Origin of the sequence: Streptomyces sp. NRRL F-5755 (assembly GCF_001279365.1) — a bacterium.
GTDB classification, from domain to species: Bacteria; Actinomycetota; Actinomycetes; order Streptomycetales; family Streptomycetaceae; genus Streptomyces; species Streptomyces rimosus.
In genome coordinates this window covers 26,662-44,187 of record NZ_LGCW01000301.1, presented here as the reverse complement: position 1 = coordinate 44,187, position 17,526 = coordinate 26,662, and the positions used below count along the sequence as shown (strand labels likewise).

Annotated in this window: 14 protein-coding genes and 1 pseudogene; 6 read left to right on the top strand and 9 right to left on the bottom strand. The window is 72.1% G+C overall.

The genetic code is table 11. The annotated features are described in order from the left end of the window. Positions 1-181 (bottom strand): annotated as a pseudogene (locus ADK86_RS44995) (hypothetical protein); the annotation flags it as partial. Positions 182-406: 225 nt separating this feature from the next. On the opposite strand from ADK86_RS44995, the gene ADK86_RS33885 reads away from it, so the two are divergent. Next, the gene (locus ADK86_RS33885) at positions 407-1,624 is read left to right on the top strand and encodes an amino acid deaminase/aldolase (protein WP_053700062.1); all 1,218 of its coding nucleotides are present in this window, start codon (positions 407-409) and stop codon (positions 1,622-1,624) included. 30 nt (positions 1,625-1,654) lie between these two features. Here ADK86_RS33885 and ADK86_RS33880 read toward each other — a convergent pair whose 3' ends face one another. The 4 genes from ADK86_RS33880 to ADK86_RS33865 all read right to left on the bottom strand — a co-directional run bounded on the left by ADK86_RS33880 (position 1,655) and on the right by ADK86_RS33865 (position 6,646). Beyond that, positions 1,655-2,956: a haloacid dehalogenase-like hydrolase gene (locus ADK86_RS33880; protein WP_053700061.1), complete on the bottom strand. Its 1,302-nt coding sequence runs from the start codon at positions 2,954-2,956 to the stop codon at positions 1,655-1,657. 128 nt (positions 2,957-3,084) lie between these two features. Further along, positions 3,085-3,897: a 3-oxoacyl-ACP reductase gene (locus ADK86_RS33875; protein ID WP_053700060.1), complete on the bottom strand. Its 813-nt coding sequence runs from the start codon at positions 3,895-3,897 to the stop codon at positions 3,085-3,087. After that, positions 3,898-5,265, bottom strand: a complete 1,368-nt coding sequence (locus tag ADK86_RS33870) for an aldehyde dehydrogenase family protein (protein ID WP_053700059.1) — start codon at positions 5,263-5,265, stop codon at positions 3,898-3,900. 13 nt (positions 5,266-5,278) lie between these two features. After that, positions 5,279-6,646 carry a glutamine synthetase family protein gene (locus ADK86_RS33865; protein ID WP_053700058.1) on the bottom strand — a complete coding sequence of 456 codons (1,368 nt, stop codon included), beginning with the start codon at positions 6,644-6,646 and terminating at the stop codon, positions 5,279-5,281. A 73-nt stretch (positions 6,647-6,719) separates the two neighbouring features. On the opposite strand from ADK86_RS33865, the gene ADK86_RS33860 reads away from it, so the two are divergent. The 4 genes from ADK86_RS33860 (at position 6,720) to ADK86_RS33845 (ending at position 10,543) form a co-directional block, all read left to right on the top strand. Beyond that, the gene (locus ADK86_RS33860; protein WP_420718898.1) at positions 6,720-7,487 is read left to right on the top strand and encodes a FadR/GntR family transcriptional regulator; all 768 of its coding nucleotides are present in this window, start codon (positions 6,720-6,722) and stop codon (positions 7,485-7,487) included. A gap of 115 nt (positions 7,488-7,602) precedes the next feature. Continuing rightward, a complete protein-coding gene (eat, locus tag ADK86_RS33855) occupies positions 7,603-9,075 on the top strand; it encodes an ethanolamine permease (protein ID WP_053700056.1) in 1,473 nt (490 codons plus the stop codon). A gap of 40 nt (positions 9,076-9,115) precedes the next feature. Next, positions 9,116-9,808 carry a gamma-glutamyl-gamma-aminobutyrate hydrolase family protein gene (locus tag ADK86_RS33850; protein ID WP_053700055.1) on the top strand — a complete coding sequence of 231 codons (693 nt, stop codon included), beginning with the start codon at positions 9,116-9,118 and terminating at the stop codon, positions 9,806-9,808. A gap of 204 nt (positions 9,809-10,012) precedes the next feature. Further along, positions 10,013-10,543: a hypothetical protein gene (locus tag ADK86_RS33845; protein WP_053700054.1), complete on the top strand. Its 531-nt coding sequence runs from the start codon at positions 10,013-10,015 to the stop codon at positions 10,541-10,543. A 9-nt stretch (positions 10,544-10,552) separates the two neighbouring features. Here ADK86_RS33845 and ADK86_RS33840 read toward each other — a convergent pair whose 3' ends face one another. Further along, positions 10,553-11,500 (bottom strand): LysR family transcriptional regulator, encoded by a 948-nt coding sequence (locus tag ADK86_RS33840; RefSeq protein ID WP_053700053.1) that lies wholly within the window; start codon positions 11,498-11,500, stop codon positions 10,553-10,555. Between the two features lie 70 nt (positions 11,501-11,570). Between ADK86_RS33840 and ADK86_RS33835 the strand changes: the two genes are divergently transcribed. Further along, positions 11,571-12,740: a TDT family transporter gene (locus ADK86_RS33835; protein WP_053700052.1), complete on the top strand. Its 1,170-nt coding sequence runs from the start codon at positions 11,571-11,573 to the stop codon at positions 12,738-12,740. On the opposite strand, the gene ADK86_RS33830 is transcribed toward ADK86_RS33835, so the two are convergent. The 3 genes from ADK86_RS33830 to ADK86_RS33820 all read right to left on the bottom strand — a co-directional run bounded on the left by ADK86_RS33830 (position 12,712) and on the right by ADK86_RS33820 (position 17,341). Next, the gene (locus ADK86_RS33830) at positions 12,712-13,455 is read right to left on the bottom strand and encodes a helical backbone metal receptor (RefSeq protein ID WP_053700051.1); all 744 of its coding nucleotides are present in this window, start codon (positions 13,453-13,455) and stop codon (positions 12,712-12,714) included. The two genes, ADK86_RS33835 and ADK86_RS33830, sit on opposite strands and share 29 nt — an antisense overlap. Positions 13,456-13,551: 96 nt before the next feature. After that, complete coding sequence (locus ADK86_RS33825; protein ID WP_053700050.1) at positions 13,552-16,149, bottom strand: ABC transporter permease/substrate binding protein; 2,598 nt, start codon at positions 16,147-16,149, stop codon at positions 13,552-13,554. After that, positions 16,142-17,341, bottom strand: coding sequence for a quaternary amine ABC transporter ATP-binding protein (locus ADK86_RS33820; RefSeq protein ID WP_053700066.1), 1,200 nt, complete (start codon positions 17,339-17,341; stop codon positions 16,142-16,144). The genes ADK86_RS33825 and ADK86_RS33820 overlap by 8 nt, the downstream gene beginning before the upstream one ends. Between the last annotated feature and the right edge of the window lie 185 nt (positions 17,342-17,526).

The following is a 17,526-nucleotide window of genomic DNA, read 5'->3' as shown; positions in this document are numbered from 1 at the left end:
GGCCACCTGCTGCCGCGGCGGGTCCGGCCGGCATCCGGCCGGGGGGGGGCTTCGCGGGGCGCTCCGGCGGGACGGGGCGCAGCACCGCCCTCTGCGGGTCCTCGGCGGGCGGTGCCGGTGCCTGCGGGGGCGGGATGCGGGGAAGGCGATGCGCGTCGGCGAAATCGGCTTCGGTGCTCACCCGCGCTCCCCCTCGCGCCCCTGGTCCCGCGCCCGGCCGGCAATCGGGGCAGGGTGGTTCGTATCCGGACATCACACCGCTGACCTGCTGGTTGCGGCGTCCGCTCACTCTACGGGCTGCCGCGGCCGGTGCTCCAACTCGTCCGCTCTCCCCCGGCGTCCGGCGTCCGGTCTGTCGCGTTCCTACCCCCTACCCACCCGTAGGACCTTCTGGCAGGCTGCGGCCATGTCCCCGTATGCGTGCGACACGGCTGCCGACCGGGCCCGTTACGACCGGGCCACCGCACATCTCGACGCGCCGCTGGCGCTCGTGGACCTCGACGCCTTCGACGCGAACGCCGCGGATCTGGTGCGGCGCGCGCAGGGCAAGCCGCTGCGGGTGGCGAGCAAGTCGGTGCGCTGCCGGGCGCTGCTGGAACGGGCGCTGGCCCGGGACGGTTTCGCGGGTGTCATGAGCTACACGCTGGCCGAGTCGCTGTGGCTGGCGCGGTCCGGGATCGAGGACGTGCTGCTGGCGTATCCGTCGGCGGACCGGGAGGGCTTCGCGGAGCTGGCCGCCGATCCGAAGCTGGCGGCGGCGGTGACGGTGACGGTCGACGATGTGGCGCAGCTGGATCTGGTCGACGCCGCTCGCCCTGCCGGGGGCGGCGAGGAGATCCGGGTGTGCCTGGAGTGGGACACCGCGTTCCGGCCGCTGGGCGGGCGGGTGCGGATCGGCGCGCGCCGGTCGCCGATGAACCGGCCGGAGCAGGTGGCCGCGCTGGCCCGCGCGGTGACGCGCCGTCCGGGTTTCCGGGTGGCCGGGCTGATGGCGTACGAGGGGCATGTGGCGGGGGTGGGCGACGCGGTCGCCGGGCATCCGCTGCGCTCCCGTGCCGTACAGGCGATGCAGGCGGCGGCGCGCCGGGACCTGGCGCGGCGGCGCTGGGAGGTTGTACGCGCGGTGCGGGCCGAGGCGCCGGACCTGGAGTTCGTCAACGGCGGTGGCACGGGCAGCGTGCAGCACACGGCGGCGGAGGCCGCGGTGACCGAGATCGCGGCCGGGTCGGGTCTGTATGTGCCGCGGCTGTTCGACAACTACCGCTCTTTCACGGGCCGTCCGGCGGCGCTGTTCGCACAGCCGGTGGTGCGACGGCCGGGGGACGGCGTCGTGACCGTGCTGGGCGGCGGGTATCCGGCGTCCGGGGTCGCGGGGCGGGACCGTTCGCCGGTGCCGTATCTGCCGGAGGGACTGCGGTACGACCCGCAGGAGGAGGCGGGCGAGGTACAGACCCCGCTGCTGGGGCCCGCCGCCGACGGGCTGCGGCTCGGCGACAAGGTGTGGTTCCGGCACGCGAAGGCCGGTGAGCTGTGCGAGCGGTTCGCGGCACTGCACCTGGTCCAGGCCGACCGGATAGTGGCAACGGTCCCGACCTACCGCGGCGAGGGCCGCACCTTCCTGTAGCTGACAAGAAAGCACGGCCCTCCGGGCGCATCAGGCGTGGATGCGGTCCCGCTGGTCCGGCACGACCGTGCCGTCGGGGCGACGGACCGGGCCGAGGCCGCCATCGGTGTTGGTGTAACCCGTCGTGGCGCAGGGGTACGTACCGGACTTCTGCGGCAGCGGCTCGATGAACATGGGGTTGACCACCCAGCGGCCGTCGGCGTTGTCGTAGCCGCGGCACATCAGTTCCGGCTGGTTGCGGTTGATGGCCAGGTGTACGCCGGTGGCGTCGTTGACGAAGGTGACGTCGGTGTTGGCGTCGCCGCCGCCGAGCGCGATGCGGTGCGCGGGGTCCTGGAAGCGCCATGCCTCGGCGCCCTTGAGCTTGAAGATCTCCTGGTTGATCAGGCAGCGCTTGCCGTCCATGTACGGCAGCACCTCGCCGTGGCCGTCCTTGACGTCGCCGCAGCCGCGGATGCCGGTGGTGAACCGGCCGTTCTTCATCAGGCTGCGGACGCCGATGGTGTGGGCGCGGTCGACGCCGACGCCGCCGGACCACGCCTCGGCGATGGTCTCGGAGGACGCGGAGACGATGTAGACCTGGAAGCCGGCCGCCTTGAGGGTGCGGATCAGGTCCTTCTGCTGGTCGTAGTAGCGGATGTAGCCGGCCAGCTGGTGGGTGCCGACGGTCTGCTTCGCGCCGATCGGGGCGGCGAGGTTCTCCGCGCGGGCCTGCTCGGCGTACGAGGTGACCTGGGCCGGGGTCAGGCCGGCGAACAGCTGCGGGATCCAGGCGTACTCGGGCTTGGTGCGGCGGTGGTTCCACTCGCCCGCGAAGGCGGCCTTGCCGGCCATGGTGCGGGCCTTGCCGCGGATCTCCATGATCTCGTCGGCGCAGGCGGCGTTCTTCGAGGTGCGCAGCGGGCGGCCGGCGGGTACGGAGGTGCCGCACGCCTTGGTCAGGGCGCGGTCGGCGGCGGTGGTCATCCAGGGGCTGGTGGACTTCCAGCTCTTGGGGCGCAGGATCTTGTCGTGCTTGAGCGACCAGGCGAGCGTGGCGTCGGAGATGTCGTTCTTGACGACGGTGTTGTCCCAGTCGAAGGCGGCGACGGGGCGGCCCTCGGGGCCCGGCTTCGGGTGGGAGCAGATGCCGCGCTCGTCGATCATGCGCTGGATCCTGGCGCGGTTGTCGCCGTACCACTTGATGCTCTTGGAGAGCTGCGGACAGCTCGTACGCTCCGGGGCCTTCGCGGGGTGCGCGGGACTCGCGGCGACGGCGGGGCCGGTGGCCGCCAGGGTCGAGACGGTCGCGGCGGTGGCGAGCCCCAGGGCGAGGGCGTGTCTGGTGCGCATGGTTCTCCGGTGGTAGGGGCGGACGTCGGCTTTGACGTTCCTGCGGGCAGTGGATCAGCGGGACCGGCGCGCCGGGGCACCGGACCCGTTGGTGATCTTCGGACTGTATCCGTGCGGAAGGCTGTGGCCTACACGGGTGTGACGTACGCCCCTGCGATACCGCCGTCCACCAGGAACTCCGCGGCGTTGACGAAGGAGGAGTCGTCGCTGGCGAGGAAGGCGACCGCGGCGGCGATCTCCTCGGGCTCGGCGAACCGGCCGACGGGCACGTGCACCAGGCGGCGCGCGGCGCGCTCCGGGTCCTTGGCGAACAGCTCCTTCAGCAGCGGTGTGTTCACCGGCCCCGGGCACAGCGCGTTCACCCGGATGCCCTCGCGCGCGAACTGCACGCCCAGCTCGCGGGACATCGACAGCACGCCGCCCTTGGAGGCGGTGTAGCTGATCTGCGAGGTGGCGGCGCCCATCACGGCCACGAAGGACGCGGTGTTGATGATGGAGCCCTTGCCCTGGCGCTGCATGTAGGGCAGTGCGTGCTTGCAGCACAGGTAGACGGAGGTGAGGTTGACCTCCTGGACGCGCTTCCAGGCGTCCAGCCCGGTGGTGAGGATCGAGTCGTCGTCGGCGGGCGAGATGCCGGCGTTGTTGAACGCCACGTCCACCGAGCCGTATGTGTCGTACGCCGCCTTGAACAGCGCCTCGACCTGGTCGGAGTCGGTCACGTCCACCTGGACGAAGGTGCCGCCGACCGCTTCGGCGGCGGCCTTGCCCGCCTTCTCGTCGATGTCGGCGCACACCACGTTGGCGCCCTCGGAGGCCAGGCGGCGGGCGGTGGCCAGGCCGATGCCGCTGCCGGCGCCGGTGATGACGGCGGTGCGGCCGACGAGGCGGCGGCACACGGGGGTCTCGTCGGCGCCGGTGGCCGCGGGGGTCTGGTCGCTCACTTAGCTCTCCTCGGTGCTGATGAAGATGTTCTTGGTCTCGGTGAAGGCGGCGAGCGCGTCCGGGCCCAGTTCGCGGCCCAGGCCGGACTGCTTGTAGCCGCCGAACGGGGTCCAGTAGCGGACGCTGCTGTGGGAGTTGACGGAGAGGTTCCCGGCGGCGACCGCGCCCGACACGCGCAGGGCACGGCCCACGTCGCGGGTCCAGAGGGAGCCGGACAGGCCGTAGTCGGTGGCGTTGGCGAGGCGGATCGCGTCGGCCTCGTCCTCGAAGGGGATCACGACGGCGACCGGTCCGAAGATCTCCTCGACGGCGGTACGGTCGTCCGGGCGGCCCTCCAGGACGGTCGCCGGGTACCAGAAGCCCTTGCCCTTGGGGGCCTCGCCGCGGATGGCGGCGGGTGCGTCCTCGGGGACGTAGGACCGTACGCGCTCGCGCTGGGCGGCGGAGATCAGCGGGCCCATCTGCGTGGCGGGGTCGGCCGGGTCGCCCGCGACGAAGGACTTCACGGCGGGCTCCAGCAGTTCCATGAAGCGGTCGTAGACCGAGCGCTGGACAAGGATGCGGCTGCGGGCGCAGCAGTCCTGGCCGGTGTTGTCCAGGAAGGAGCCGGGGGCCGCTGCCGCGGCGCGCTCGATGTCGGCGTCGGCGAAGACGATGTTGGGGCTCTTGCCGCCGAGTTCGAGGGTGAGCCGTTTGGTCTGTGCGGCGCACTTGGCGGCGATGTGCCGGCCGGTGGCGGTGGAGCCGGTGAAGACGACCTTGGCGACGCCGGGGTGTTCGACCAGGGCGTTGCCGGTGACGGCGCCCTCGCCCGGCAGCACCTGGAACAGGTTCTCGGGCAGGCCCGCTTCCAGCGCGTACTCGGCGAGCCGGAGCGCGGTGAGCGGGGTGGTCTCGGCGGGCTTGAGGAGGACGGCGTTGCCGGCCGCCAGCGCGGGGGCGGCGCCCCAGGCGGCGATCGGCATCGGGAAGTTCCACGGCGCGATGACGGCGACCACGCCCAGCGGCTCCTGGACGGTGATGTCGAGCCCACCGGCGACCGGGATCTGCCGGCCGGTCAGCCGCTCCACTCCCCCGGCGGCGTAGTGCAGCAGGTCGACGACGTTGTTCGCCTCCCACTCGGCGTTGCCCAGGGGGTGCCCGGCCTCCGTCAGTTCGAGCCGGGCGAGCGAGGGGACGTTGTCCCGTACGACCTCGGCGAACCGCCGCAGCAGGCGGGCCCGGTCGCCGGGCGGCAGCGCGGCCCACTTCGCCTGTGCGGCGGCGGCCCGCCGGACCGCCTCGTCCACCTCGGCGGGGGTGGTGACGGGGACGACGGCCACCGGTTCCTCGGTCGCCGGGTTGATGATGCGCAGTTCTTGCAACACGTGGCGGTCTTCCTTACATGCGCTCGAAGGAGCGGAAGCGCTCCCAGTCCGTGACGGCGGCGTCGTACGCGTCCTGTTCGACGCGGGCCATGTGCAGGTAGTGCTCGACGACCTCGTCGCCGAACGCCTCACGGGCGATGGGGCTGGCCTCCCAGAGCGCGGCGGCCTCGCGCAGGGTGGCGGGCACGTGCTCGGCGTCGCCGGCGTAGGCGTTGCCCGTACACGCCTCGGGGAGTTCGAACTCGTGCTCTATGCCGTACAGGCCCGCGGCGACCATGGCGGCGACCGCGAGGTACGGGTTGACGTCGCCGCCGGGCAGCCGGTTCTCCAGCCGGTGGCCGGGGCCGTGGCCGATGACGCGCAGGGCGCAGGTGCGGTTGTCCGGGCCCCAGGCGACGGCGGTGGGCGCGAACGAGCCGGGCCGGAAGCGCTTGTAGGAGTTGATGTTCGGGGCGTAGAAGAGCGTGAAGTCGCGCAGCGCGGCGAGCTGTCCGGCCAGGAAGTGCCGCATGACCTGCGACATGCCGTACGGTCCCGAGTCGTCCGCGAGGACGGGCTGCCCGGCGTCGTCGCGCAGCGAGAGGTGGATGTGGCAGGAGTTGCCCTCGCGCTCGTTGTACTTGGCCATGAAGGTCAGCGCCATGCCCTCCTGGGCGGCGATCTCCTTGGCGCCGGTCTTGTAGACGGAGTGCTGGTCGCAGGTGGTCAGCGCCTCGTCGTAGCGGAAGGCGATCTCGTGCTGGCCGAGGTTGCACTCGCCCTTGGCGGACTCCACGGTCATCCCGGCGGCGCCCATCTCGTTGCGGATGCGGCGCAGCAGCGGCTCGACGCGGCCGGTGCCGAGGACGGAGTAGTCGGTGTTGTACTGGTTGGCCGGGGTCAGGTCCCGGTAGCCGCGGTTCCAGGCGTCCTCGTAGGTGTCGCGGAAGACGATGAATTCGAGCTCGGTGCCCGCGTACGCGCTCCAGCCGCGCTCGGCGAGCCGGTCGAGCTGGCGGCGCAGGATCTGCCGCGGGGAGGCGGCGACCGGTGAGCCGTCGTGCCAGGCGAGGTCGGCGGTGAGCAGGGCGGTGCCGGGGTTCCAGGGGGTGCGGCGCAGGGTGGCCGCGTCGCCGTGCAGGGCGAAGTCGCCGTAGCCGCGCTCCCAGGAGGACATCGCGTAGCCCTGGACGGTGTTGACGTCCACGTCCACGGCGAGGAGGTAGTTGCAGCCCTCGGTGCCGTGCTCCAGCACCTCGTCGAGGAAGTGCCGGGCGGCGAACCGCTTGCCGGTGAGCCTGCCCTGCATATCGGTGAAGGCCAGGACGACAGTGTCGATCTCCCCGGCGTCGACGAGCCGTCTCAGCCCCTCGACGGAGAGCGGGGGCGTGCGGTCTGCCACGGTGGTGCCTCCTGTCGCTGCGTCCGGAGGTCATAAGGTAGGGCGGCGAACCATTGGTTGGGAAGGGGTTCCGGTGGACGGTGCTAGAGGTGGCGTGGCGGACGGCCGGGGGGAGCGCCCCGCCGACCGGCTTGCGCCCGTACTGCGGCCCGTACGGGCGGGCAACGGCTTCGAGGAGGCGCTGGAGCAGATACTCCAGGTCGTCCGGCTGGGCCTGGTGCCGGGCGGCGAACGGCTCCCCGCGGAGCGCGAGTTGGCGGAGCGGCTGCACATCAGCCGGGTGACGCTGCGCGAGGTGCTCAAGGTCCTTCAGGACGAGGGCCTGGTGGAGAGCCGGCGCGGGCGCTACGGCGGCACGTTCGTGCGGCCGCGCCGGCAGAGCGCGGACGAGGACGAACTGCGGCGGCGCATCGACAAGGTCGATGTCGAGGACACGCTGCGGTTCCGCGAGGTGCTGGAGGTGGGCGCCGCGGGACTGTGCGCCGCGCACGGCCTGGACGACGCGCAGGCGCGGCGGCTGCGGGAGGCGCTGGCGGCGACCCACGACGCGCCGCTGGCGGACTACCGGCGGCGGGACACGCTGCTGCACCTGACGCTGGCCGAGCTGGCCGGTTCCCCGTCGCTGGCCGCACAGTACGCCGCGGTGCGGGCGGGCGTGAACGAGCTGCTGGACTGCATCCCGCTGCTGGTACGCAACCTGGAGCACTCGCAGGCGCAGCACACCGCCCTGGTCGAGGCGGTGCTGGAAGGGGACGCCGACGGGGCGCGGGAAGTGATGCGCGAGCACTGCGCGGGTACGGCGGCGCTGCTGCGCGGGTTCTTGACGACTCCGCCGCCGTAACCAGTCTTTTACGCAGGGGGCTTGCGCTCGGCCGCCTCACGAGGCAAAGGTATGCGGCTAAACCTTTACCGCTGCACTTCCCCCTCACTCACCCCCCGGCGAGCAGGAGCGGCTCATGGCCGACAGCACCGAATCCCGCACCGCACCGCCCTTCGACTCCGCAGCAGGCGACTCCCCGCCCCAAGACGCCTACCTGCAAAAACGCACCCTGCGGCGGGGCAGCGCCGGCCCGCTCCTGCTCACCGGCCTGGGCGTCGCCTACGTCGTCTCCGGTGACTTCTCCGGCTGGAACAACGGCCTCGCGCAGGGCGGCTTCGGCGGTCTGGCCATCGCCGCACTCCTGATGGGCATGATGTACACCTGCCTGGTCTTCGCGCTGGCCGAACTGGCCTCGGTCCTGCCGACGGCGGGCGGTGGCTACGGCTTCGCGCGGCGCGCGCTGGGCACCTGGGGCGGCTTCCTGACCGGCACGGCCATCCTCATCGAGTACGTGCTCGCACCCGCCGCGATCTCCATCTTCATCGGCGACTACGTGGAATCCCTCGGCCTGTTCGGCCTGACCTCCAGCTGGCCCGTGTACCTCGCCTGCTTCGTCGTCTTCATCGGCATCCACCTGTGGGGCGTGGGCGAGGCGCTGCGCTTCAGCCTGGCGGTCACCGCCGTCGCGGTCGCCGCGGTCGTCGTCTTCGCGTTCGGGGCGCTCAGCGACTTCCACGTCAGCGCCCTGAACGACATCCCCGCCGACGCGAGCGCCTTCGGCTCCAGCTCCTGGCTGCCCTTCGGCGTCCTCGGCATCTGGGCCGCCTTCCCCTTCGGCATGTGGTTCTTCCTCGGCGTCGAGGGCGTACCGCTGGCCGCCGAGGAGACCAGAGACCCGGCCCGTACGCTGCCGAAGGCGATGGCCGCCGCGATGGGCATCCTGCTGCTGCTCGCGCTGGTCACCTTTGTCGCCGCGACCGGCGCCCGGGGCTCCGCCGCCATCCAGTCCGTCGGCGACCCGCTGGTGCAGGCACTGCAACCGCACGGCAAACCCACCACCGTCTCCCGCATCGTCAACTACGCGGGTCTCGCGGGCCTGGTGGCGTCCTTCTTCTCCCTCATCTTCGCCGGCTCCCGTCAGCTGTTCGCGCTCTCCCGGGCCGGGTACCTGCCCCGCTTCCTCTCCCTCACCAGCCGCCGCAAGGCCCCCTACCTGGCGCTGCTGGTGCCCGGCGCGCTCGGCTTCGCGCTGGCCGCAGCGACCGGCGACGGCGCCCGTATGCTCAACATTGCCGTCTTCGGCGCCACCATCTCCTACGCCCTGATGTCGCTGTCGCACATCGTGCTGCGCCGCCGCGAGCCGCGGCTGCCCCGCCCGTACCGCACCCCCGGCGGCGTCCTGACCTCCTCCACCGCCTTCGTCCTGGCCTGCTCCGCGCTGGTGGCGACGTTCCTCGTCGACAAGCAGGCCGCCTTCATCGCCCTCGTCGTCTACGGCGTGGCCCTCGCGTACTTCGCGCTCTACTCCCGGCACCGGCTGGTCGCGGCCGCCCCCGAGGAGGAGTTCGCGGCGCTCGCGGAGGCCGAAGCCGAACTGGAACGCAACTGATCACCCACCTGCTGGGGCAGCCCCACCCTCCGGAGGACCCGTGTCCGCACACCCCCTCATCGGCGTCACCACCTACCTCGCCGACGACGCCCGCTGGGGCGTCTGGGCCCTGCCCGCCGCACTGCTCCCGGCCGGCTACCACCGCCTCGTCCAGCGCTCCGGCGGCCTCGCCGCCCTGCTGCCGCCCGGCGACCCCGGCACCGCGGCGGAGGTGGTCTCCCGGCTGGACGGCCTGGTGATCGCGGGCGGCCCGGACGTCGAACCCGTACGGTACGGAGCCGACCCCGACCCGCGCACCGGCCCCCCGGCCCGTGACCGGGACACCTGGGAACTGGCCCTGATCGACGCCGCCCTACAGGCGCGTCTGCCGCTGCTCGGCATCTGCCGGGGCATGCAACTGCTGAACGTCGCCCTGGGCGGCACCCTCGTCCAGCACATCGACGGCCACGCGGGCCCCGCGGGCCTCTTCGCCCGCCACGAGGTCAAACCGGAGCCCGGCACCCTGCTCGGCGGCATCCTGCCCGAGGCGGTCTCCGTCCCGACCTACCACCACCAGTCCGTCGACCGCCTCGGCCACGGCCTGCTCCCCTCCGCCTACGCGGCGGACGGCACGATCGAAGCCCTGGAACTCCCGGGCGCTGAGCACTTCGTGCTGTCGGTGCAGTGGCATCCGGAGGCGGGGGACGACACACGGGTGATGGAGGCGCTGGTGTCCGCGGCAGGCGGTGCCTGACGGTTCGCAACCGGGCGGCACCGACGCTCCTGTATGGCCGTGTATTCGCGGCGGCAAACCCATCCGATCTGGCGATGCACACCACGCGGCGGGGCTGGCTACGCTCGCTGCATCGGCGCTGACCTGCGTCAACGCCGTGTGCCATGGGCCTGGTGCAGCACTGCCCGGCCTCGTGCAGCTTTGCCGACGGAAGTAGGTCATGCCATGACGTTCCGACACCACCTCACGTCCGCCGCCGCCGTGGGGCTGTGCTCCGCGCTGGCCCTCGGCTTCCTCGACGGCTCCGCCGCCGTGGCCGCCCCCGGCCAGTGCGGGGGCAGCGCCAACGACTACGTCGAGGCACCGCAGGAGGGTGCGAGAGCGTCGTTCGAGCTGTCCAAGCCGTACACCCAGGACGGCACCAAAGTACGGACCGTGCAGTTCAACGCCGACAACTCGATCACGGTCGTGCCGACGAACTCCTCGTCGACGGCGGACGGCTTCTGGTTCCACGAGCCGCCGAACGGCGGCAACACCGCCAAGAAGGGCGTGGTCACCTTCATGACGCGGGTGACCACCTCCGACGGCGGGCGGTACCAGACCGTCTTCACCGTCCCGGTCTCCATCTGCAACCCCCGCAACCGGCAACGGCCCACCAATGTCTTCCAGATCAGAGGGGACCGTACGCTCACCTACACCGCCCCCGACGGCAGGACGGCCACCGCAGCGGCCGCGGCGTACCAGGCCGACCGATGAGGCAGGCGCTCACGGCACCGCCCGCGTCAGCCCCAGCAGCTGGCGCGCAGGCCCCGCCGGGCGCTGGCCGGAGGGCCAGACCGCCCGCAGGTCGCGGCCGAAGCGGGTGCCGTGGACGGGGACCTCGACCAGCCGCCGGGCGGCCAGCTCCTCCCCCACGGCCAGTTCGCTCAGTACGGAAGGGCCCGCCCCGCTCACCGCCGCCGCCTTGACCGCCGTGGTGGAGGCCAGTTCCAGCAGGGGGGCGGCCAGGCCGCCGTGTCCGGCCAGGGCCGCGTCCAGGACCTGGCGGGTGCCGGAGCCGTGTTCGCGCAGGATCAGCGGGGTGGCGGCCAGTTCGGCCACCGTCAGGTCCGTACGGCGCCGGGCCCACGGGTGGGTGGGCGCGGCGACGACCACCAGCCGGTCGTGGCCGATGACCGCGCCGTCCAGCCCGGCGGGTACGTCCAGCCCCTCCACGAAACCGAGGTCGGCCTCGCCCGCGAGGAGGCGTTCGGCGACCGCGGCGGAGTTCCCGGCCAGCAGCGACACCGCGGTGTCCGGGCGCTGCGCGCGCAGCGCGATGAGCCAGCCGGGCAGCAGGTATTCGGCGATGGTCATGCTGGCGGCCACCCGCAGCCGCGAGTCCCGCCGCGCCCGCAGCGCCTGCGCGCCCGCGTCGAAGGCTTCGGCGGCCTCCACCACCCGCCGCGCCCAGTCCGTGACCAGCGCCCCGGCGTCCGTCAGGCGCGAGCCGCGCGGCGAGCGCTCGACGAGGGACACGCCCAGCTGCTGTTCCATCGAGCGGATGCGGCTGCTGGCGGCGGGCTGGCTGATGCCCCGCTCGCGGGCGGCCCGCCCGAGGCTGCCGAGCCGGGCGACGGCGAGCAGCAGCTCCAGCGCGCCGAGGTCCGGCACACGGTGCGCGAGCGGGGTGACGGGGCCCGCCCCGGGGCGCTCTTCCTTCACGCTGCTCATAACTCCAGCTTATGTCCTCATAGAAACGAGGTCCCTGGTGGGCGGCGGGGCCGGCGGTGAGGCTGGGACCATGGCATCTCCGACGCAGTCCCCCGCCCGCACCGGCCCCCGCATCACCACCCGCTCCCCCGCCGCGCCCCCGGCGGCCCTGCGTCACCTCGGCCCCAACTGGTACGCCGCCGTCATGGGCACCGCCATCGTCGCCAACGCCGGCGCCGCCCTGCCGCACACCCCGCTCCTGCGCGGCGCGTACGTCGCGGTCTGGGCGTTGTCCGCCGCCCTGCTGGTGATCCTGCTGGCCGCCCGTACCGCCCACTGGCTCCACCACGCCGACCAGGCGCGCCGCCATCTGCTCGACCCGGCAGTGGCACCGTTCTACGGCTGTCTGTCGATGGCACTGCTGGCGGTCGGCGGCGGGACGCTCGCCGTCGGCACCGATGTGCTCGGCGAGGGGGCCGCGGTCGCGGTGGACGCCGTGCTGTGGTGCGCCGGTACGGCGGTCGGGCTCGCGGCGGCAGCGGCGGTCCCGTACCTGATGGTGACCCGGCACCGGATCGAGCCCGGCACCGCCTCCCCCGTGTGGCTGCTGCCGCTGGTCGCGCCGATGGTCTCGGCGGCGCTCGGCCCCGGCCTGGTGCCGCACCTGCCCGCCGGGCAGTGGCAGGAGGCGATGCTCCTCGCCTGCTACGCGCTGTTCGGCATGTCGCTGCTGGCCACGCTGCTGATGCTGCCGCTGGTCGTGACCCGGCTGATCCACCACGGCCCGCTGCCGCTCGCGCTGACCCCGACGCTCTTCCTCGTCCTCGGCCCGCTGGGCCAGTCCACGACCGCGGTCGGCAACCTCGCCGACGCCGCGCCCGGCGCGGTCGGCGCCGGATACGCGCGGGCGATGAGCGGCTTCGCGCTGCTGTACGGCGTGCCGGTCATGGGCTTCGCGCTGCTGTGGCTGGCGCTGGCGGCGGCACTGGTCGTACGGGCCTTCCGCGCCGGGATGACGTTCTCGATGACCTGGTGGGCGTTCACCTTCCCGGTCGGTACGTGTGTGACGGGCGCGGCCGGGCTGGCCCGGCACACCGGCCTCGCGGCCTTCACCTGGCTCGCGGTGGGGCTGTTCGGCGTGCTGGTGACGGCCTGGCTGGTGGCGGGGGTGCGGACGGCGCGGGGGCTGGCGGGCGGCCGGCTGCTGGTCCCCGCACCCGCGGCCGTTGCGGTCACCGAGCCGCGTCCAGCGCGGCCCTGAGCACCGCCGGGGCCTCCGCCAACGACGGCCCGTACCAGGTCAGATGACGCCCGCTGACCAGCGCGGCGGGCAGTCCCGCGAACGCCTCGGGGCCGTCGTCGGCCGTGAAGCGGTACGGCTCGTCCGGCAGCACCACCAGATCGGCGCCGCGTGCGTTCAGCTCCTCGACCGGGACGCGCGGGTACCGGTCGGCGTGGTCCGCGTACAGGTTCCGCACGCCCAGCCGGGCGAGCAGGTCGCCCGCGAAGGTGTCCCGGCCCAGCACCATCCAGGGCCGCCGCCAGATCGGCACCACCGCGCCGCGCTGCTCCGCCGCCCCGGCCCGTACGTCCCGCCAGGCGTCCGCCGCGTCGTCCAGCCAGCCGGGCCGGGGCAGCCGGCAGCCGCGCACCAGCACGCGTTCCAGTTCGCGCAGTGCCTGGTCCAGGTCGCAGATCTCGGTGACCAGCACGTCCAGCCCGGCGGCCCGCAGCGCCCCGAGGTCCGGCGCCCGGTTCTCCTCCTCGTTGGCCAGCACGAGGTCGGGCGCGAGGGCGGCGATGCGGGCGGTGTCCGGGTTCTTGGTGCCGCCGACGCGCGCCACGTCCAGACCGGCGGGGTGGCTGCACCAGTCGGTGGCGCCGATGAGCAGGTCGGGCGCGGTGGCGGCCACGGCCTCGGTGAGCGAGGGCACGAGGGAGACCACCCGGGGAGCACTGCGGTGACCGGTCGTCATCACCCCACGGTACGCGGCCGGTGCGCCCCCGCACGTGCGAAGGCCCCGCCCCGGCCGTACAGCCAGGGGCGGAGCCCATGCGCAGGGTTCAGCGCGTCACTTCACCGGCGCCATCTTGTCCACGATGCCCGGGTGGTCGGCGATCCACTTCTCGACGCCGTCGTTCTCGTGGCCCTTGCCGGCGTCCTGGATGTCCTTCTCCAGGCTGCCCAGCTCGTCGGGCGTCATCTTCCAGTTCTTCAGCCAGCCATTGAACTCCGGGAACTTCTCCGGGAAGCTCTTGTGGCCGAGCGTCTTGATCTGGTTGTTGTCGCCCCAGGTGTGCTTCGGGTCGGCGAGCTTGGTCAGGTCGTACTTGCTGTACGCCCAGTGCGGCGACCAGAGCACGACCGCGATCGGCTCCTTCTTGGCGTAGGCGCGGTCCAGCTCGGCCAGCATGGAGCTGGTGCCGGCCTCGGTGACCTGGAAGTCCTCCAGGCCGTACGCGGGCGCGACGATGCTCTTCAGGCGCTTCATCTCACCGGTGCCCGGCTCGATTCCGATGATCTTGCCCTTGAACTCGTCCTGGTGCTCGCGCAGATCGTCCAGCGTCTTGACGCCCTTGACGTAGGACGGGACCGCGATCTCCAGCGACGTCTTGTCGTACCAGGCGCCCACGTCCACGAGGTCGTCCTTGTACTGGTCCCAGTACTGCTTCTGCGCGACCGGCAGCCAGCCGTCGAACTCGACGTCGATCTGCCCGCTGGACAGGCCGGTCCACATCGGGCCGACGTCCAGGTTGCGGATGGTGGGCTTGTAGCCGCGCTTCTCCAGGACGTTCTTCCACAGGTATGTGGTGGCGATGCCCTCGTCCCACGCCGGGTAGCCGATGTTCGGCGCGGCGCCGGCGTCCTTGCCCTTGGCGTACGAGACGTTCGCCGACGGGGCGAACTTGTCGACCAGGCCCGGGTTCTTCTTCAGCCAGGTGCGCACGCCGTCCTGCTCGTGGCCCTCGCCCGCGCTCTTGACGGCGTTCTCCAGGCTGGTGAGCTGCTTCTCGTCCAGGTGGAAGTTCTTCATCCACTTGGCGACCTGCGGCTCGTCCTTCGAGAAGCCCTTGCGGCCGAGCAGGTGCAGGCTGTCGCCCGAGCCGAAGGAGCCCTTGGGGTCCTCCAGCTTGGTGAGGCCGTACTTGTCGTACGCCCAGTGCGGCGACCACAGCGTCACGGCGATCGGCTTCTTCGCCGCGTACGCCCGGTCCAGCTCGGTGAGCATGGACGCGGTGCTGGACTCGGCGACCTTGTACTCGCCGTCCAGGCCGTAGTCCCCGAGGACCTTGCCCTTGAGGATCTTCATCTCGCCGGCGCCCGGCTCGATGCCGGTGATCTTGCCGCCGAACTCGCCCGCCCTGCCCTTGAGGTCGTCGAGGGTCTTGATGTCCTTCATGTACGACGGGACCGCGATCTCCAGCGAGGTCTTGTCGTACCAGGCGCCCAGGTCTTCGAGCTTGTCCTTGTACTTCTTGTAGTACTCGGCGTGCGTGGTGGGCAGCCAGGCGTTGGTCTGCACGTCCACGTCGCCGCGGGCCTGCCCGGTGAACAGCGCCCCGGCCTCCAGCGCCTGCGCCTTCGGCTTGAAGCCGCGCTGTTCGAGGATCTCCTTCCACAGGTACGTGGTGGCCTTGCCCTCGTCCCAGTTGACGTACCCGAGCGTGATCGGCCGGCCGCCGCCGTCGGTCTTCGCGCCGTCCTTGCCGAAGACGTTCAGACCGCCCGCGACCAGCGCCAGCACGACCACACCGGCCATCGCGACGGACGTGGCGGGCTTCCAGTACAGGAACTTCAGGCCGCCCAGCGCGGCCTGCGCCTTGGCCAGCGCGCGGCGGCCCAGCGGCGAGACCCGCTCGTTGAGGGCGCCGGTCATCCGGTCCAGGTACATGGCCAGGATGACGACGGCGAGACCGGCCTCGAAGCCGAGGGCGACGTTCACCGAGCTGACCGCGTTGTAGACCGAGGAGCCCAGGCCCTCGGCGCCGACCATGCCGGCGATGACGACCATGGACAGCGCCAGCATGATGACCTGGTTGATACCGGCCATGATGGTGGGCAGCGCCAGCGGCAGCTGCACCCGGAACAGGGTGCGGCGCGGGTGGGTGCCGAACGCCTCGGCCGCCTCGACCAGTTCACCGTCGACCTGGCGGATGCCCAGCTCGGTCATGCGCACGGCGGGCGGCATCGAGAAGATGATCGTCGCCACCATGCCGGGCATCACACCGATGCCGAAGAACAGGATGCCGGGGATCAGATAGACCATCGCGGGCATCGTCTGCATCAGGTCCAGGACCGGGCGCAGGGCGCCGCCGACGGCGCGGCTGCGGGCCGCCCAGATGCCGAGCGGGACCGCCACGACGACGGTGATGATGCAGGCCACGAGCACCAGCGCCAGGGACTGCATGGTGGCTTCCCACTGCTGGATCGAGTCGATCAGCGCGAAACCGGCGAAGGTCAGCACGGCGGCCGGCAGACCGCGCAGCCACCAGGCGAGCACCGCGAAGATGCCCATGAGCAGCAGCGGGTGCGGGGCGGTCAGCACCGCCTCGATGCCGTTGTACATGTCCGTCAGGACACGGGAGACGAAGTCGAAGAGCCAGGTGAGGTGGTGGCGCAGCCACTCGACGCAGGTATCGGCCCAGGAGCCGACGTTGATCCTAGGCACCGGCGGTCACCTTGCCCTCGGGCGTGCCGCCCGCTTCGCCCGCGGGCTCGTCAGCGGCGGCACCGCCGGAGTCCCGGACGGCCGTTTCCGCCGAGGCCGACGTCTCCTTCTGATTCCCGTCCGGCTGCCCGCCGTCGCCGAGCACCGACAGCAGCCGCTGTACGGGCACCGCGCCGACCAGTTCGCCGTCCGCGCCGACCACCGCGACCGGCACGGACCCGGCCGAGCACGGCCCGAACAGCTCCGCGACCGGCGTGTCCCGGTGGACCGTGGCGGGCGCGGCGGCCAGCAGGTCGGCGGCCGTACGCAGCTCCGTACCGTCCTGCGCCGTGCCGCCCAGCACCTCGTCCGCGTCGACCATGACGGCGCCGGCGGTGAGCACGCGGGAGCGGTCGACGTCCTGGATGAAGGACGCGACGTAGTCGTTGGCCGGGGTCAGGAGGATGTCCTCGGCGCTGCCGATCTGCACGATGCGGCCGTCGCGCATGACGGCGATCCGGTCGCCGAGGCGCATGGCCTCGTTCAGGTCGTGGGTGATGAAGACGATGGTCTTCTTCAGTGTTTTCTGGAGCTCCAGGAGCTGGTCCTGCATGTCGCGGCGGATCAGCGGGTCCAGGGCGCTGAAGGACTCGTCCATCAGCAGCAGATCGGCGTCGGTGGCCAGCGCGCGGGCCAGGCCCACCCGCTGCTGCATGCCGCCGGACAGCTCGTCGGGCCAGGACTTCTCCCAGCCCTTGAGGCCCGCCAGGTGCAGCGCTTTTGTGGCGCGCTTCTCGCGTTCGGCCCGCGGCACGCCCTGCACCTCCAGCCCGTACGCGGCGTTCTCCAGCACGCTGCGGTGCGGGAAGAGCGCGAAGTGCTGGAAGACCATGGAGATCTTCTCCGAGCGGACCTTGCGCAGTTCCTTGTCGCTGAGCGAGGTCAGGTCCTGGCCGTCGAACCGCACGCTCCCGGCGGTCGGCTCCAGCAGCCCGTTGAGGGTCCGCAGGAGCGTGGACTTGCCGGATCCGGACAGACCCATCACGACGAAGATCTGGCCCTCGTCCACGGAGAAGGACGCATCGATCACCGCGGCGGTCGTACCGTCGGCCCGCAGCTCATCGCGGCTCGCTCCATCCTTGAGCCGTCGTACCGCGTCCTCGGGTCGTCTCCCGAACACTTTGTACACGTGCTCGGCTTGCAGCCTGGCCACATACACCTCTCGAATTGACTGAGAACGACCCGCCTCCCCCGCGGACAGGTCGTGGTGCGGTACGGGTCGGGCCCGCGTTAACCGGTGGAAAAGTTGAATTTCCACCGGCTCCGCTCCGGCCGCGCGCCTGCCCCCTTTCCGAAATGACAAACACAACAGTGACCCAGTTCACATCCGCCGCCCCG

Bases quoted from the DNA above. Each gene is read 5' to 3' on its own strand.
- ADK86_RS33885 (WP_053700062.1), top strand. From the start codon at position 407: ATGTCCCCGTATGCGTGCGACACGGCTGCCGACCGGGCCCGTTACGAC.
- ADK86_RS33880 (WP_053700061.1), bottom strand. From the start codon at position 2,956: ATGCGCACCAGACACGCCCTCGCCCTGGGGCTCGCCACCGCCGCGACC.
- eat (WP_053700056.1), top strand. From the start codon at position 7,603: ATGGCCGACAGCACCGAATCCCGCACCGCACCGCCCTTCGACTCCGCA.
- ADK86_RS33845 (WP_053700054.1), top strand. From the start codon at position 10,013: ATGACGTTCCGACACCACCTCACGTCCGCCGCCGCCGTGGGGCTGTGC.
- ADK86_RS33840 (WP_053700053.1), bottom strand. From the start codon at position 11,500: ATGAGCAGCGTGAAGGAAGAGCGCCCCGGGGCGGGCCCCGTCACCCCG.
- ADK86_RS33835 (WP_053700052.1), top strand. From the start codon at position 11,571: ATGGCATCTCCGACGCAGTCCCCCGCCCGCACCGGCCCCCGCATCACC.
- ADK86_RS33830 (WP_053700051.1), bottom strand. From the start codon at position 13,455: ATGACGACCGGTCACCGCAGTGCTCCCCGGGTGGTCTCCCTCGTGCCC.